The sequence below is a fragment of the Jannaschia formosa genome (genome assembly GCF_003340555.1).
GTDB lineage: Bacteria > Pseudomonadota > Alphaproteobacteria > Rhodobacterales > Rhodobacteraceae > Jannaschia > Jannaschia formosa.
The window spans coordinates 14339-29035 of record NZ_QPLJ01000039.1; the positions used below are offsets into that span (position 1 = coordinate 14339).

Consider the following 14697-nt stretch of genomic DNA (forward strand, 5'->3'; position numbering starts at 1 on the left):
GGCCCTGTTGCGGGCCGCCACCCGGATCCCTTGCGGAACCGTTCGCCTATGGTGCGTCAGTTCATTGTGACCCAACGGATCTCGACGAAGTTGTCGGGACGTACCGGAACCTCGACCCCTTCACGCATCGCGTAGACGAGCGTCTGGGTATGCAGAGGCGCATAGGCCACGTCGGCACGCGCGATTGCGAAGGCGTCGTGCATCAGTTGCTCGCGGCGGTCACGGTCAAGCTCTACGCGGGCCTCACGAACGAGTTTGTCGAACTCTGGATTGGAGTAGCCAGAGTAATTGTAGATGCCTTCGCCGTCCTCGCCGGTCTGAGTCATCAGGAGCGTCTCGAGCACGTACATCGCGTCGAAGTATGCGGTGTTGAAGCCGATAATGAAGAACGACGTGTCCTTCTCCCAGAGCAGCGGGATGAACTGTGCCCGCGGGATTAGGTTGAGGTCGATGTCGATGCCGATCTGCGACATCATCGCGGAGACTGCCTGGCAGATCTGCTCAGGGTTGGTGTAGGTGTCCGTCGGGCAGTCCATGCGGACGGAGAACCCGTCAGGATAGCCCGCCTCCGCCAAGAGTTCGCGGGAGCGTTCGACATCGAAGTCCGCCCGCACGTCGGCGTCCTCTTCGTAGCCAAAATTGCCTGGCGCGATGAGCTGCGAGGTCGGCTGCGACAGGCCACGCATCACGACGCGGGAGATCGTCTCCGCATCGATGGCCCCATCGACGGCCTGCCGCACGCGCAGGTCCTGGAACGGGTTGGTGCCTCCAGCGTCGCCGTGCCGAAGCGTGTCCGAGGCGTGGTCGAAGCCGAAGAAGATCGTGCGGAGTTCGGGCGACCGCGCCGTCGTGATACCGGCCGTATTGGCCAGCCGGTCGACGTCCTGGGGCGGCACGTCGATGACGACATCCACTTCGCCTGAGATGAGCGAGGATATGCGTGTCGGCGCGCTGCTGATCGGAAGGTAGATGACTTCCTCGATGTCGTCCGCCATCTCGCCCCAGTAGTTGGGGTTGATTGAGAGCACGGTGCGCGTGTCGGGAACCCGCTCGGCCACCGTGTATGGCCCGGTGCCGTTGGCGTTCATGACCGCGTAGGTGTTCTCCTCGTTGCCGAGGTCCTGCGGAACGGTCACGCCGTTCGCCTCGGCCCATCCGCTGTCCATGATCATGATGTAGCCGAGCTTGTCAGGCAGCAGCGGGTCGATCATTCGGGTTTCGATTTCGACCGTGAGGTCGTCGATCACCTCGACGGATGCGATGGATCCCACGAAGTTCGCGAACTGCGAGGTCTCGGCCTGAGCCCGTTCGATGGTGAACCGTACGTCCTCGGCGTCGAAGGTGCTGCCGTCATGAAAAGTCACGTCTGGCCGAAGCTCGAACCGCCACGTCGTCTCGTCGACCGGCTCCCACGACAAGGCGAGGGCGGGGACCATCTCCAGGTCTTCGTTCCGCGTCACCAGCGCCTCGTAGACCATCGACAGCACGCTGATCGTGATCTGGGAGTTCTGTGCCTGGGGGTCGAGCGTTCCGATGTCGCCCTGTCCAGCGATGCGCAGTGTATCCGCCGAAGCGGCCCCCCCGGCCACGCCCAGTGCCAGGACTGCGGCGACGGCTGTCGAGGTTGTGCGTTTCGGCCGGATGTGGCGCCCCAGTGTTCTGAACCGTCGTGTCATTGCTTCTTTCCTCCTTGTTGGATGTTCGGAGCTCATTTGAGGCGCGGGTTGAGAGCATCTCGCAGGAAGTCTCCGAGAAGATTGATCGCGAGGACGAGAACCAGGAGGGCGAGGCCGGGCATGATCGCGATCCACCATTCACCGGACAGGATGTAGTTGTTGCCCACCCGGATAAGGGTGCCGAGAGACGGTTGGGTCGGGGGAATGCCGAGGCCGACGAAGGAAAGGGTGGCTTCGATCAGAATCGCGACACCGAGATGGATGGTGCCGATTACCAAGACCGCCGTCAGGACGTTGGGAAGTATGTGGTTGAACAAGATGCCGGACGTGCGGACTCGGCTGAGCTGCGCGGATGCGACGTAGTCGCGGCGACGCTCCACCATGGTCGCGCCACGCACGGCGCGCGCATATTCGACCCAACCGGAGAGGCCGATGGCAATGATCAGAACGACCACGGCGGCATCTTCCCGTGCGGCGTTGTCGAGGATGGCGCGCGATACGCCGTCGATCATTACGGCGATCAGGATGGCCGGGAATGTGAGCTGAACGTCGGCAATGCGCATGAGGATGCTGTCGACGATCCCGCCGACATAGCCTGCGACGAGGCCAATCGTGACCCCGATCACGACAGCAAGCGCGACGCCACCGAGACCCACCGTGACCGACACGCGCAGTCCGTAGATGATGGCCGAAAGGATGTCGCGGCCCTGATCGTCGGTTCCGAACGGGAACTCGATGCTGCCGCCCTCGAGCCAGAAGGGCGGACGGAAGGCGTCCATCAGCCGGATCTGCGTGAGGTCGAAAACCTGGTAGGGTGCGAACAGATCCGGAACGGCTGCTGCGACAAGCAGAAGAAGCAGGACCCCGAACGCCGCCGATGCAACCATGTCCTTGCGCAGCGATCTCACAAGGGGCGACGATCGCAGCGCCAGCAGGATCCGTCCCGGCCCCGTCGCCGCGGTCGACTTGGCGGCGGGCGAGGTGTCGGGTGTATGTCCGGGGTCGCTCATGCCGAAGCTCCTAGCGGCCCGCCCGGGCACGAAGCCGCGGGTCGATGGCGAAGTAGAGAAGGTCAACTGCAAGATTGATCACGACGAACAGGCCCGCGATCAGGATCAGATATGCGGACATGATCGTGACATCCGCGGCTGCGACCGATTGCAGGAACAGAAGGCCGAGGCCGGGCCACTGGAACACCGATTCCGTGATCACTGCGAAGGCGATGAGAGAACCGAGCTGGAGTGCGATGATCGTGATGACAGGGATCAGCGTGTTCTTCAGGGCATGACGGAAGTAGATGCGGCTTTCGGGCAGCCCGCGGGCGCGGGCGAACTGGACGTAGTCCGACCTGATCACTTCGAGCATCTCGGCGCGCACGAGACGCATGATCATGGCGATCTGGAAAACCGCGATGCTCGTCGCAGGCAGCACGAGTGCCGCCAGGCCAGAAGGTGTCAAAAAGCCTGTCGTCCACCAGCCGAGGTCGACCGTTTGGCCCCGGCCGAAGGAGGGAAGGACGCCTAGCGTCACGCTGAAAACCCAGATCAGCACCACGCCGACGAAGAAGGTGGGTACCGAGATCCCAACCAGCGAGGCGCCGAGTAGAACCCTGGTGCCTGCGGAGTTTCTTTGGATCGCACTGTAGACGCCGCAGGGGACTCCGATGAGCAGCGCGATGCCCATGCCGGAGAAGGCAAGTTCGATTGTCGCCGGAAGACGGTCGACGATAACGTCCATGACGGGCTGGCCCAGACGGTAGCTGAGACCGAAGTCGCCGCGGAGAACGTCGGCAAGGTAGCTAAGGAAACGGACGGTGATGGGCCTGTCAAGGCCCAGCTGTTGTTCGACCGCGCGCCGCGCTGACTCCGAGGCATCCTGTCCGAGGATCGCCACCACGGGGTCACCGAGGTAGTTGAACATCACGAAGGCGATGGCTGTGACCGCGAGCATGACGACGAGCGTGCCGCCGAGGCGCTTCAGCAGAAACACGATCATCGGCCTGCCTCCACGGCCTGCAGATGACGCACGGCACTGGCAACGCGCTCGAACTCGTCGAATCCGCTATAGGCAAAGACGCAAAGACGCAGCCAAAGAGAGCCGGAATGCGGGGCGACAATGGCCTCGATCCTGTCTTGCTGCCACAGCGCCTCCCGGATCTGGCCGCCGCGCTCCCAGCTCGACGCGCCAAAGCCGTCGGGGAGCCGCACGCTGACCATTCCGGCAAGCATTCCTTCGGGCCCGGACAGGGCGGTTCCGAGAGCGTCGGCGACGTAGGAGCCGCCTTCGAATGCCAGCCGCGCGTTCCGGTCGCGAAGGGCCGCGCCGCCAAGCCGTTCGTGCGCATCGATCGAAGCGGGCACCGTCAGCCAGGCCGACGGATCTCGGGTCCCGGTCTTGGCAAACTCCGCGCCGAGACCCTGACCATAGGCGTGCGAAATGACTAGCGGGTGCACGTCCAGTTCGGCTGCGGCCGCCGCGCCGACGATGAGAAAGCCCGAGCCTTTCGGCGCGCATAGCCACTTGTGGCAGTTGGCGACATAGAAGTCCGCCCCAAGCCTGTCGACGGCGAGATCCACCAGCCCGGGCGCGTGGGCGGCATCGACCAGAAGTCGCGCGCCCCGGTCGCGGCAGAGGGCAGCGATGTCTTCGACTGGCAGGACGAGGGAGGTTGGGGACGCGATGTGGTCGACGACGACCAGCCGTGTGTGGCCGTCGATGGCGGGGTCGAGCGCCGCGAGGAAATCCTCCGGTCCCGATACTGGCACTGGCACGGCCACCTCCACCACTTCGGCGCCGGTGCGACTTGCGACATGGGCGAGGGCGCGCCGAACGGCGCCGTAGACGTGGTCTGTCGTCACGATCCGGTCGCCTGGCTCGAAAGTGCATGCTTCGAGCGCGGTCATGATCCCGGCGGAAGCGTTCTCAATCATCACGGTTCGCTCGGTGGCAGCGCCGGCGAAGGACGCGACCCGGGCGGTGACCTCGTTGATCAGCCCGGGAAGTTCGCCCATAAAGAACCGTGCGGTCTGACGCTCCATTCTGCGGCGCCAGTCGTCCTGTGTTTCCATCAACTCAAGGAGGGTTGCGCCGAACGCACCTTGGTTGAAGAAGACCATTTCTTCGTCGAAGGCCCAGAGCGGCCGGAGGGACCGCCCCCATTCACGCGTCTCTGACCCAGAGGTGCTGGTTATCGCCGTCACAGGTCTACCCATCGTGAGGTCGCTGCTGACGTGCCAATCGCCTCGAAGGCCGCAATGCCGTTGAGGATCTCGGCGCGACCGACCGGATATTCTTGCCGTCCCGAGACGGCATCGGCGAAGGCTTCGAGTTCCATCCGCTCAGTCTCGGCGGGATCGTACGTCATGACCTCCGGTGCGGCGTCTTGCCGCGAGATCGTCAGCTTGTGCTCGCCATCCAGTTCGGCAGAGGCCTCGGTTCCGAAAATTTTCAGCCTGAACGTGGGCACCGTCGCCATGAGCGACACCAATGTCGCTGAAGCGCCGTTCTCCAGTTCCAGTAGGGCCGCGGTCGTATCGTCCATCTCGATTTCGAGCACCTGCCGGCGTGAGAGAGCCGTCACCCTGCTGACTGGCGCGATGAGGTGCACAATGAGGTCGATCATGTGGATGCCCGCACCCGCAAGGCCGCCCGCGGGGCTTTCGGTGCCGCTGGCTCGCCACTGACCCCGATGGTACTTCCCCGCAACGTTTCCCGAGAAGTTGGCCTCCGCAAAGAGGACGCGGCCCAATGTTCCAGCCGCGATTTCTTGCGACAGACGCTGCACGGATGGCAAAAACCTGCGGTTATGGCCGGCGGCGACAACCATGTCGGGCGGGCAGGCCTTCAGCGCGCTTTCGGCGCTGGCAAGGGTAAGCGCGAACGGCTTTTCGACGAACACCGGTTTGCCGGCTTGGGCGCAGAGCTTGACCTGTTCGGCATGCATGGAGTGTGGTGTGGCGAGCACGATGCAGTCCACATCCGTCCGAACCAGTGCCTCCTCGAGTGTCGTGACAACATCCGCGCCTATCTGGTTCGCGTCTTCAGCTACCCGTTCGGGATCGCGTGAAATGATCACGCCGAACCGGAGGCGATCGCTCGTGCCTTCGATCGACTTGACGAGCTTGCGGCCCCAGTTCCCGAACCCTGCGATTGCCGCCGTCTTCATGTCAAACGAATCCCCATCATCGTCTTAATTGTAATACAATCATACATGCTTCCAGTCGGCAAGAATCCGCGTCGTGAAGTGCTGATCAGTAGGCGAGCCAGCCGCCTTCGGCGTTCAAACAGGCACCTGTGGTGAAGGATGCGTCGTCCGACAAAAGAAACCGGATTGCGCGGGCCATCTCGTCCGGCCGACCCAGACGCCCAAGAGGATGCCGCGCAACGGAAGCCGCACGCGCCGCGGCAGGGTCTGCCGCGCGCGCAAAGGCGCGGTCAAGCAGTGGCGTGTCGATCGCGCCTGGCACAAGCACGTTGACGCGTATGCCGTCTGCGGCATGGTCGACCGCCATGGACCTTGCCAGACTGACCAGTGCGCCCTTGCTCGCGAGGTATGCAGCGTTCGATCTTCCTCCCGCGGAAGCAAGCTGCGATCCGATCATAACAATGGCGCCACCGCGGCCGGTCGTACGCATCTGTCGGACCGCCTCCCGGCTCCAGAGGAACGTGCCGGTGAGGTTGGTGCGCAAAATGGCTCCCCATTCGTCCAGCGGGCAGTCAGGCACCGACTTGCCATTGGAATATCCGGCAGCGCAGACCAGCATGTCGATCGGGCCACAGCGGTCGGAAATCATACAGGCCTGAGCGGCGACGGTGTCCTCTGAACCAACGTCGCCCTGCAGCTCGAGCCGCGCGCCCACCTTGGCAGCCGGGCCTGGATCGGCGCGGTCGATCGAAACAACGGTGGCGCCAGCCTCAGCCAGAAGGCGCACGGTGGCCAGCCCGATGCCCGACGCACCGCCTGTCACGACTACGACCTTGTCAGCAAACCCGCTCATCGACCGATCTCCACGCCAAAGTTCCGTGCCGGGTCCATCTCCGGGACGGTGAAGCCCGGCCTCCCGAAATAATCCGACGGGCCTCGCTTCACGAAGCGGCCGCGCCCTTCCTCGGCCATGCAGCGGCCGCCCTCCACGATGCGCTCACCACGGCTCAGCACCGTTACGGGCCATCCGGTCAGGCGCATTCCCTCGTAGGGCGTGTAGTCCATGCCGTCGTGCTGGTCCGCGAGCCGCACCTCGCGGGTCTCGTGGGGATCCCAGATCGCAATGTCGGCATCCGTACCCACGGCAATCTCGCCCTTCCGGGGATACATGCCGAAAACACGCGCGGCGTTCGTGCTCGACAGCGCCACGAACTGCTCGAGTGTGAGGCGGCCCGCTGCGACACCGGAGAACAGAAGCGGAAGCCGCGTCGCGAGCCCCGGCATACCATTCGCGATCTGCTTGAACGTCGCGTCGGGCCCATTCGAGAGCTTGCCGCTATCGTCGTAGCGGTAGGGCGCGTGGTCGGAGGAGAACACTGTAAATGTCCCGAGCGCGAGATGCCGCCACAGTATCTCCTGGGTCTCTTGGTCCCGAGGGGGCGGCGAACACATGAACTTGGCTCCCTCAAGACCCGGACGGTTGAGGTCATCACGCGTCAGGAACAGGTATTGCGGACAGGTCTCGGCGAAAACACGAGCACCCTCCGCTTGGGCACGGGCGACCAACTCGGCCCCTTCTCGGGTCGAGACGTGGACGATCATGAGCGGCGCATCGACCAGCTTCGAAAGGCTGATCGCGCGGTTGATCGCCTCGACCTCTGCGACAGCGGGATGGCTGATCGCGTGGTAGCGCGGTGCGGTATGCCCACTTTGCACGAGCTTGCGCGACATCCAGTCGATCATCGCGTTGTTCTCGGCATGGACCATGGTCAGACCGCCCGCAGCCTTAGCCAGTGCCAGCACATCGAGAAACGTGCTATCGGTAATCATCATGCGCTCGTAGGTCATGAATACCTTGAGCGAGGTGATACCCTGCCGGAATGCCTCGGGCAGGTCATGGTTCACGGCCTGCTCGTCGGGGTTCGTCACGATGAGGTGGAACGAGTAGTCCAACACCGATGCCCGGCCCCTCTCGTGATAGAGGTCGAGCGTTTCGGCGATGCTCATGTGGCGATGCTGGGCGGCGAAGGGGATGAAACTGCTGTTGCCGCCGAAGGCTGCGCTGATGCTGCCGCTGCGGTAGTCATCTGCGGTCATCAGACCCGTCGCGCTCTCCTGAGCGATGTGACAGTGCGCCTCGATCCCACCGGGCATCACGAGATGGCCCGCGGCGTCTATCTCATCGTCAGCCGAGAGTTCCTCCGCCAGCATCACGATGCGGCCGTCCCGAATCCCCACGTCTGCCTTGAAGCGCCCGGCTGCCGTGATGATCGTGCCGTTTCGTATCGCGAGGTCTAGTTTCATGCGTGGGTTCCCTCAGATCGAACGGATGAGGCCGCCGTCGCAACGGACTAGACTGCCTGTGACGTAACTTGCCGGTTCGCTCGCGAGGAACGCCGCGACGGCGGCATATTCCTCGACCCGTCCGTAGCGCCCCATTGGTATGGTGGCACGCGAAGCAGCACGCACTTCATCAAGGGATATGCCCGAGCGGCTGGCCGCGCCGCTGTCGATCTGGTCCACGCGGTCGGTGTGGATGCGCCCGGGAAGGAGCATGTTCACGGTGATCCCGTCTGGCGCAAGATCGGTGGCCATCGACTTGGACCAGCCGGCGAGGGATGCGCGGAGGGCATTCGAAAGGCCGAGGTTTGGGATCGGCTGCTCCACTCCGGATGAGCCGATCGTGATAACGCGGCCCCAGCCGTTCTTCCGCATGTCGGGCACGACTTCGGCCGTCATCGCCATCACGCTCAGGACCATGGCATTGAACTGCGCGGGAACGGTTGCGAGATCGGTATCCGACATCTTTCCGGGCGGTGGCCCTCCGGTGTTGTTGACGAGGATGTGGACTGGACCAAACGCGGCCCGCACCTCGGACGCAAGTATCGCCGGGGTCGCGGGGTCGGCGAGCTCTGCGGCGGCCCATGCAGCGTCGCCTCCGTCCGCGCGGAGCGCGTCTGCGGCGGCCGTGAGCTTTTCGCTGGATCGCCCGGTCAGGAATACCTTTGCGCCCTCGGCCGAGAGAGCCTTGGCGATGCCAAGACCGAGACCACCCGAGGATGCAAGTATCAGCGCGACCTTGCCGCGAAGTCCAAGGTTCATGGCGTTATCCTCAACTGTCGAGATTTTCGAGCCGCGCCGCCTGCCGCTCAAGCAGCGCGTCGATATCCGCCGTATCCTGAGCAGTCAGTTTCGGCCCGGGTCGCCGAAGCGCCGCCGAGGCGATCACGCCGCGCTTCGCAAGGATGAACTTGCGGATGGCGAGCCCCAGACCCGGCTGACTCTCGTAGCGCATGAGCGGCAGGTACGCGTCGAACAGATCGCGTGCGGCATTGGCGTCGCCTGCCTGAACATGGCGGCAGACGCCGACCATCATCTCGGGGAAGGCAAAGCCGGTCATGGCACCGTCCGCGCCGCGCATCAATTCTTCGGGGAGAAACATCCCCCCGTTTCCACAAAGGATCGAAATGCGACGTCCGCCAGCTTCGGATGTGCGCCGCAAAGCGCTGATCTTGGAGAGGCCGGGCCAGTCTTCGTGCTTCAGCATGACGCAGTTCGGGACGTCGCGCACGATATCGTCAATCACCTTCGGCGCGATCGACACACCCGTGACCAGCGGGAAGTCCTGAAGGACAAACGGCGTCGTTTCGCCGAGTTCTTCGCCGATCATGCGATAGTAGTCGAAGATGCGCCCGTCAGTGTCGAGAGTTGCGGGCGGCGCAACCATGACGCCTGCGGCGCCGGCATCCATTGCGGCCCTGGAAAGGCCCAACATCGACGCGAGCCCCGGCCCCGAGATGCCGACGATGACGGGGACACGCCCGGCCACTCGCTCCATGACGCGGCGCATGACGATCAGGGATTCTTCGGCATCCAGTTTCTGCGCTTCACCCATCATGCCCATGATGGTGAGACCATCCGCACCGGCATCGATGAAGAACTCCACCATCGAATCGATGCTTGCGTGATGAATCGAACCGTCTTCATCGAAAGGCGTGGGTGCGATGACATAGACACCCTCTGCGTCTTCGGAGAGTCGTTCCATTTAGGTCGCCTTCCCATGCAGTATGGAGATCGAGCGCGGGCTCATTGCGCGTAGACGGCCTCGAACCGTCGGTCGAGGTGAGCGAGATACGGCTCTGGGTCCAACGGACGACCAGTCGCCGCGGTGAGGAGCTCGTCTCGGACGTAGCGGCGTCCGTGGATGTGGATCTTGTCTGTGAGCCAGTTTCGCAGGGGCGCGTAGTCGCCTGCATCGAGCGCATCCTGAACGTGATCATCCTGCGTAGCCGTCTCGAAGAGCTGAGCCGCCACGATGTTTCCGATCGTGTAGTTGCAGAACGTTCCGAACTGCCCGGTCGGCCAGTGGACGTCCTGAAGCACGCTTTCGGTATCGTCCTGAACGCTGACGCCCAGCATCTCTTCCGTCATGGCGTTCCAGGCTTCGCGCACCTCGGACACCTTGAGCGTGCCGCCGATCAGATCCTTCTCGAGCTCGGTGCGAAGGATCGTGTGAAGATCGTACGTCAGTTCTCCGGCGAACGAGCGCTTCGCCGACGGGCGGCTGCGGTTCACGGCGCGCCAGAATGTCTCCACGGTCTGTTCGGCCAGCTGCTCAGGAAAGGCGTCCCTCAACCGACCGAAATTGTGCTCCCAGAAGGATCGGGCACGGCCGACGTGGTTCTCCCAAAGCCGAGCCTGCGACTCATGCATGCCGAAACTCACGCCGCCCACGGCGTAGAGCAGGATGAAATCGGTAGCGAGCGGCGTACGTGTGTAGGCGGTGTCGACGTTCTGCTCATAAATGCCGTGGCCGGCTTCGTGCAGAGTCGTGAAGATCGACTTCGGAAGCCAGTTCCGATCGATCCAAGTGGTGAGCCGCACATCCTCCCTTGTAAATGAGATCTCGAAGGGATGCAGCGCGATGTCGAGCCGACCTTGGTCCATATTGTAGCCAATGCGCCGGGCCAGATCTCCCGCCACGCCCATCTGGACCTCCTCTGAAAAGTCCTGCGCCAGGAATTCGTCATCGGGCTGGTCCCTCCCGTGAACCTCCCTGGCCAACGGTACGATGTGATCGCGAAGCCGCCCGAGAAGCGGGGTCAGATTGGCGACCGTATTTCCCGGCTCGTAAAGCTCGAGCAACGCGTCGTAAGGGTGGCCATCGTAGCCCGCGCATTCTGCCCAGGTGCGGCAAACCTCCACAGTCTCTTCGAGAGCGGGACGGAAGATGGCGAAGTCCTTCCTTCGGCACGCCTCCGCCCAGACGTCATGTGCAGTGACAGCAAGTTCGTTTCGCCGCCGGATAAGCTCAGTGGGTATGCGGTCATGGTAGGCAATCGCCTTGCGAACGACCGATATCATGTCTGCTTCAGGTGTGCCGGTCTGCGCATCAGCAGCGTCGGCGGCTCGACGCATTTCGTCTGAACAAAGCAGATCCCGCGCTGCAACGGTCAACGTGGAAATCTGGAGGCCTCGCGTAGCATTGCCCGACGACGGCATCATGGTTCGCGAGTCCCATGCGAGCAGCGAGGCTGCATTCAAGAGGTCGTTCACCCGTCCAGAAAGTTCCAGAAGCCGTGTGAGTCCCATCAGTCCCTCGCAAAAAAGCGGTTGATAGTCTGTTATACAATCATACAGGATCACATATGCCAACCGGGAAAAGTCTCGGAAGTACGAGAATGGGGAGAGCAGGATGAAGGCCGGCACACAGTTGCCCTACCTCAAGACTATCGAACAAAGGCTTCTCTGGCTTTCGCACTGGATGATCCATCATGCGAACCACGTCCGGCCGAACCCGGACGGGATCAAGGTGGGAGGGCACCAGGCAAGCTCCGCCTCGATGGTCTCGATCATGACGGCGCTCTACTTCTCGGCACTCCGGCCGGAGGACCGGGTCGCGGTCAAGCCGCACGCGGCCCCGGTGTTCCATGCGATGCAGTATCTCATGGGCAACCAGAGCCGCGGGAAGCTTGAGGGCTTCCGCGCCTTCGGCGGCGCGCAGAGCTATCCGAGCCGTACCAAGGACGTCGACGACGTGGATTTCTCCACGGGCTCGGTCGGCCTCGGCGTCGGCATCACCGCGCTCGCTGCCATCGTGCAGGATTTCATCGCGGCGAAGGACTGGGGCCGCGACATACCCGAGGGTCGCATGGTCGCGCTGGTCGGCGACGCCGAGATGGACGAGGGCAACGTCTACGAGGTGCTGCAGGAGGGCTGGAAGAACGGCCTGCGCAACACGTGGTGGATCATCGACTACAACCGCCAGTCGCTCGACGGCATCGTACGGGAGGGGCTCTTCGGACGGATCGAGAAGATCTTCGACGCCTTCGGCTGGGACGTGGTGAAGGTGAAGCACGGCGCGCTGCAGCGCGCGGCCTTCGCTGAGCCCGGCGGCGACCGGCTGCGCGACTGGATCGACGCCTGCGCCAACGCCGAATACGCGGCGCTGACCTACATGGGCGGCGCGGTCTGGCGGAAGCGGCTGATGGACGACCTCGGCGACCAGGGTGACGTGACAGCGCTGATCGACCGGCGCACGGACGCGGAACTGGCGGCGCTGATGGAGAACCTTGGCGGCAACTGCGTGGCGACGATGGCCGAGACCTTCGCGTGCATAGACCATGACTGGCCGACCTGCTTTCTCGCCTACACGATCAAGGGCTGGGGCACGCCCATCGCGGGCCACAAGGACAACCACGGCGGCCTGATGACGAAGGCCCAGATGACCGAGTGGCAGCGGCACATGGGCGTCCCCGAAGGACAGGAGTGGGAGCCTTTCGCGGGCGTCGCGAACGAAGGCGGGATGAAGGACTTCCTCGCCTCCGTCCCTTTCTTCGCGAAGGGCGCGAGGCGCTACGGAGACGCGCGCCTGCCCGTGCCCGCCATCGTGCCGCCGAAGGACCGCGAGACCTCGACCCAGGCCGCCTTCGGTAAGATCCTCGACGACCTCGCGCGCGGCGACAGCGCGCTTGCCGCCCGCATCCTCACGACCTCGCCCGACGTGACCGGCACGACCTCCCTCGGCCCTTGGGTCAACCGCCGCAAGCTCTTCGCGCGCGACGCGCTGCCCGACGCATTCATCGAGCACCGCATCCCCTCGACCGCCAAGTGGAACTTCGCCCCCGAGGGGCAGCACCTCGAGCTCGGCATTGCCGAGATGAACCTGTTCCTCCTCCTCGGCGCGGCGGGCCTCGCCCACAGCCTCTGGGGCCGGCGGCTGATACCGGTGGGCACGGTCTACGATCCGTTCGTCCACCGTGGCCTCGATGCGCTGAACTACGCCTGCTATCAGGACGCGCGGTTCCTCATCGCGGGCACGCCCTCGGGCGTCATGCTCGCGCCCGAAGGCGGCGCGCACCAGTCCATTGGCACGCCCCTCACCGGCATGGCGCAGGACGGCCTCGCCGCCTTCGAGCCCGCCTTCGCGGACGAGCTCGCCGTCATCATGGAATGGGCCTTCGATTACCTCCAGCGCGACGGCGACGGCGACCCGGACGAGCGCACATGGCTGAGGGACGAGACCGGCGGCTCGGTCTACCTGCGTCTCACCACCAAGCCGCTCGAGCAGCCGGGCAAGCGGCACGACGACGCCTTCCGCAAGGGCACCATCGACGGCGGCTACTGGCTGCGCCCGCCGGGGCCGAACTGCGCCGTAGTCATCGCCTACCAGGGCGCCGTGGCGGACGAGGCCATCGCGGCGGCGGGCCTTCTGGGCGAGCACCGGCGCGACATCGCGGTCCTCGCCGTCACCTCCGCCGACCGCCTCAACGCGGGCTGGACGGCGGCCCAGCGCGAGCGCGCGCGCGCGCGGCAATCCGCGGGCACGCGCCCATGTCGAGCGCCTCCTCGCCCCTCTGCCGCGGGACTGCGCCATCCTCACCGTGATCGACGGACACCCCGCGACGCTCGCCTGGCTCGGCTCCGTGGCCGGACACCGCACGATCCCCCACGGCGTCGAGCACTTCGGCCAGACCGGCACCATTGGCGACCTCTCCCGCCACTTCGGCCTCGACCGCGACACCATCGTCCGCGCCATCGAGGCGCTGACCGTCGGAAGGCCGATTGCCGTGTAAGTGAAAAAGTGGAGTACCCGCGTGATGTGCAATCGATCCCAAGCACAAGCGTGGGGGACGCATCGAAGTCTTTGCCAACTCGCTACTGAACACCGGCCCAGCGGCAGGTGTGCAGAGCGAGATGGAAGCCGTAGCACGAAAGCTTTCAGCGATCGGTGTCGCGATTTATCGGGTCGCAAAGCTTCCCAGCAAGATCGTGATCATCGATATTGCGCTCTTGTATACTGGGTCCTTCGATTGGGGGATTATATACTTGAGAAAGCATTTCAGATGTTAGGAGATAAAAATCGACAAGCCAGTACTGGAACCGGGGTTACAGATGCGATGGTCGCGCGCGGCGTGGCTGTTTTTGAGGAGTACATGGAAAGGATGGGTGAGGACGGAATGCCGCCAGATTTTAGTGGCGGCTCGACTTACAACAGATTGGACCGACTTATCAGACATGCTTTGGAAGAGGCGTTATGTTTAGATCAGTCAAAGCGCGATCTAAGTCCCGGCTCAATTTCAGAATTTTTGAAGCAACCTCGTTAATAAACTCTATGCTTCGCTCCAAATTTGGTATCGCCTTGCCTTTCTTCATGTGTATCCGGATTATTGAGACACCATTCTCTGTGCCAATCATGTAGCCGTGGACGATTTCACTGCGCTGTGAGTACTTATCCCGAAGGGAGTCGAGGATATCTAGGCCGTGTTGACAAAACGTCGGATCCACAAGCGGATGCATGCGATGTCGACGAAGCCGAGGAAGCTGGTGGCGGTCTTGTCGTAGCGGATTGCCACGCGGCGACTGTTCTTGAGCTTC

General features: G+C 63.6%; 10 protein-coding genes and 2 pseudogenes. 1 reads left to right on the forward strand and 11 read right to left on the reverse strand.

What is annotated here, in order from left to right:
• Nucleotides 1-56: 56 nt before the first annotated feature.
• From DR046_RS21440 to DR046_RS21485, 10 genes are all read right to left on the reverse strand, one after another.
• Nucleotides 57-1676, reverse strand: a complete 1620-nt coding sequence (locus DR046_RS21440) for an ABC transporter substrate-binding protein (protein WP_167767228.1) — start codon at nucleotides 1674-1676, stop codon at nucleotides 57-59.
• 32 nt (nucleotides 1677-1708) lie between these two features.
• Complete coding sequence (locus DR046_RS21445) at nucleotides 1709-2686, reverse strand: ABC transporter permease (protein ID WP_209313640.1); 978 nt, start codon at nucleotides 2684-2686, stop codon at nucleotides 1709-1711.
• Between the two features lie 10 nt (nucleotides 2687-2696).
• A complete protein-coding gene (locus DR046_RS21450) occupies nucleotides 2697-3671 on the reverse strand; it encodes an ABC transporter permease (RefSeq protein WP_115384409.1) in 975 nt (324 codons plus the stop codon).
• Entirely contained in the window at nucleotides 3668-4792 is a 1125-nt protein-coding gene (locus tag DR046_RS21455; protein WP_167767229.1) for an aminotransferase class V-fold PLP-dependent enzyme, read from the reverse strand. Before DR046_RS21455 ends, DR046_RS21450 begins: the two co-directional genes overlap by 4 nt.
• A gap of 80 nt (nucleotides 4793-4872) precedes the next feature.
• The gene (locus tag DR046_RS21460) at nucleotides 4873-5841 is read right to left on the reverse strand and encodes a Gfo/Idh/MocA family protein (protein ID WP_115384411.1); all 969 of its coding nucleotides are present in this window, start codon (nucleotides 5839-5841) and stop codon (nucleotides 4873-4875) included.
• 85 nt (nucleotides 5842-5926) lie between these two features.
• Entirely contained in the window at nucleotides 5927-6673 is a 747-nt protein-coding gene (locus tag DR046_RS21465) for an SDR family NAD(P)-dependent oxidoreductase (RefSeq protein WP_115384412.1), read from the reverse strand.
• The gene (gene hydA / locus DR046_RS21470; RefSeq protein WP_115384413.1) at nucleotides 6670-8124 is read right to left on the reverse strand and encodes a dihydropyrimidinase; all 1455 of its coding nucleotides are present in this window, start codon (nucleotides 8122-8124) and stop codon (nucleotides 6670-6672) included. The genes DR046_RS21465 and hydA overlap by 4 nt, the downstream gene beginning before the upstream one ends.
• A 12-nt stretch (nucleotides 8125-8136) precedes the next feature.
• Nucleotides 8137-8922 (reverse strand): SDR family oxidoreductase, encoded by a 786-nt coding sequence (locus tag DR046_RS21475; RefSeq protein WP_115384414.1) that lies wholly within the window; start codon nucleotides 8920-8922, stop codon nucleotides 8137-8139.
• 10 nt (nucleotides 8923-8932) lie between these two features.
• Nucleotides 8933-9865: a dihydrodipicolinate synthase family protein gene (locus tag DR046_RS21480; protein WP_115384415.1), complete on the reverse strand. Its 933-nt coding sequence runs from the start codon at nucleotides 9863-9865 to the stop codon at nucleotides 8933-8935.
• A 41-nt stretch (nucleotides 9866-9906) separates the two neighbouring features.
• Nucleotides 9907-11529, reverse strand: coding sequence for a carboxypeptidase M32 (locus tag DR046_RS21485; protein ID WP_245191049.1), 1623 nt, complete (start codon nucleotides 11527-11529; stop codon nucleotides 9907-9909).
• Here DR046_RS21485 and DR046_RS21490 point away from each other — a divergent pair.
• Nucleotides 11516-13895, forward strand: a pseudogene (locus DR046_RS21490) (thiamine pyrophosphate-binding protein). The gene DR046_RS21485 and the pseudogene DR046_RS21490 sit on opposite strands and share 14 nt — an antisense overlap.
• 681 nt (nucleotides 13896-14576) lie before the next feature.
• Here DR046_RS21490 and DR046_RS21495 read toward each other — a convergent pair.
• Nucleotides 14577-14697, reverse strand: a pseudogene (locus DR046_RS21495) (IS5/IS1182 family transposase); the annotation flags it as partial.

Bases quoted from the DNA above. Each gene is read 5' to 3' on its own strand.
- DR046_RS21475 (WP_115384414.1), bottom strand. From the start codon at position 8,922: ATGAACCTTGGACTTCGCGGCAAGGTCGCGCTGATACTTGCATCCTCG.
- DR046_RS21445 (WP_209313640.1), bottom strand. From the start codon at position 2,686: ATGAGCGACCCCGGACATACACCCGACACCTCGCCCGCCGCCAAGTCG.
- DR046_RS21480 (WP_115384415.1), bottom strand. From the start codon at position 9,865: ATGGAACGACTCTCCGAAGACGCAGAGGGTGTCTATGTCATCGCACCC.
- DR046_RS21465 (WP_115384412.1), bottom strand. From the start codon at position 6,673: ATGAGCGGGTTTGCTGACAAGGTCGTAGTCGTGACAGGCGGTGCGTCG.
- hydA (WP_115384413.1), bottom strand. From the start codon at position 8,124: ATGAAACTAGACCTCGCGATACGAAACGGCACGATCATCACGGCAGCC.
- DR046_RS21460 (WP_115384411.1), bottom strand. From the start codon at position 5,841: ATGAAGACGGCGGCAATCGCAGGGTTCGGGAACTGGGGCCGCAAGCTC.
- DR046_RS21440 (WP_167767228.1), bottom strand. From the start codon at position 1,676: ATGACACGACGGTTCAGAACACTGGGGCGCCACATCCGGCCGAAACGC.
- DR046_RS21450 (WP_115384409.1), bottom strand. From the start codon at position 3,671: ATGATCGTGTTTCTGCTGAAGCGCCTCGGCGGCACGCTCGTCGTCATG.
- DR046_RS21455 (WP_167767229.1), bottom strand. From the start codon at position 4,792: ATGGTCTTCTTCAACCAAGGTGCGTTCGGCGCAACCCTCCTTGAGTTG.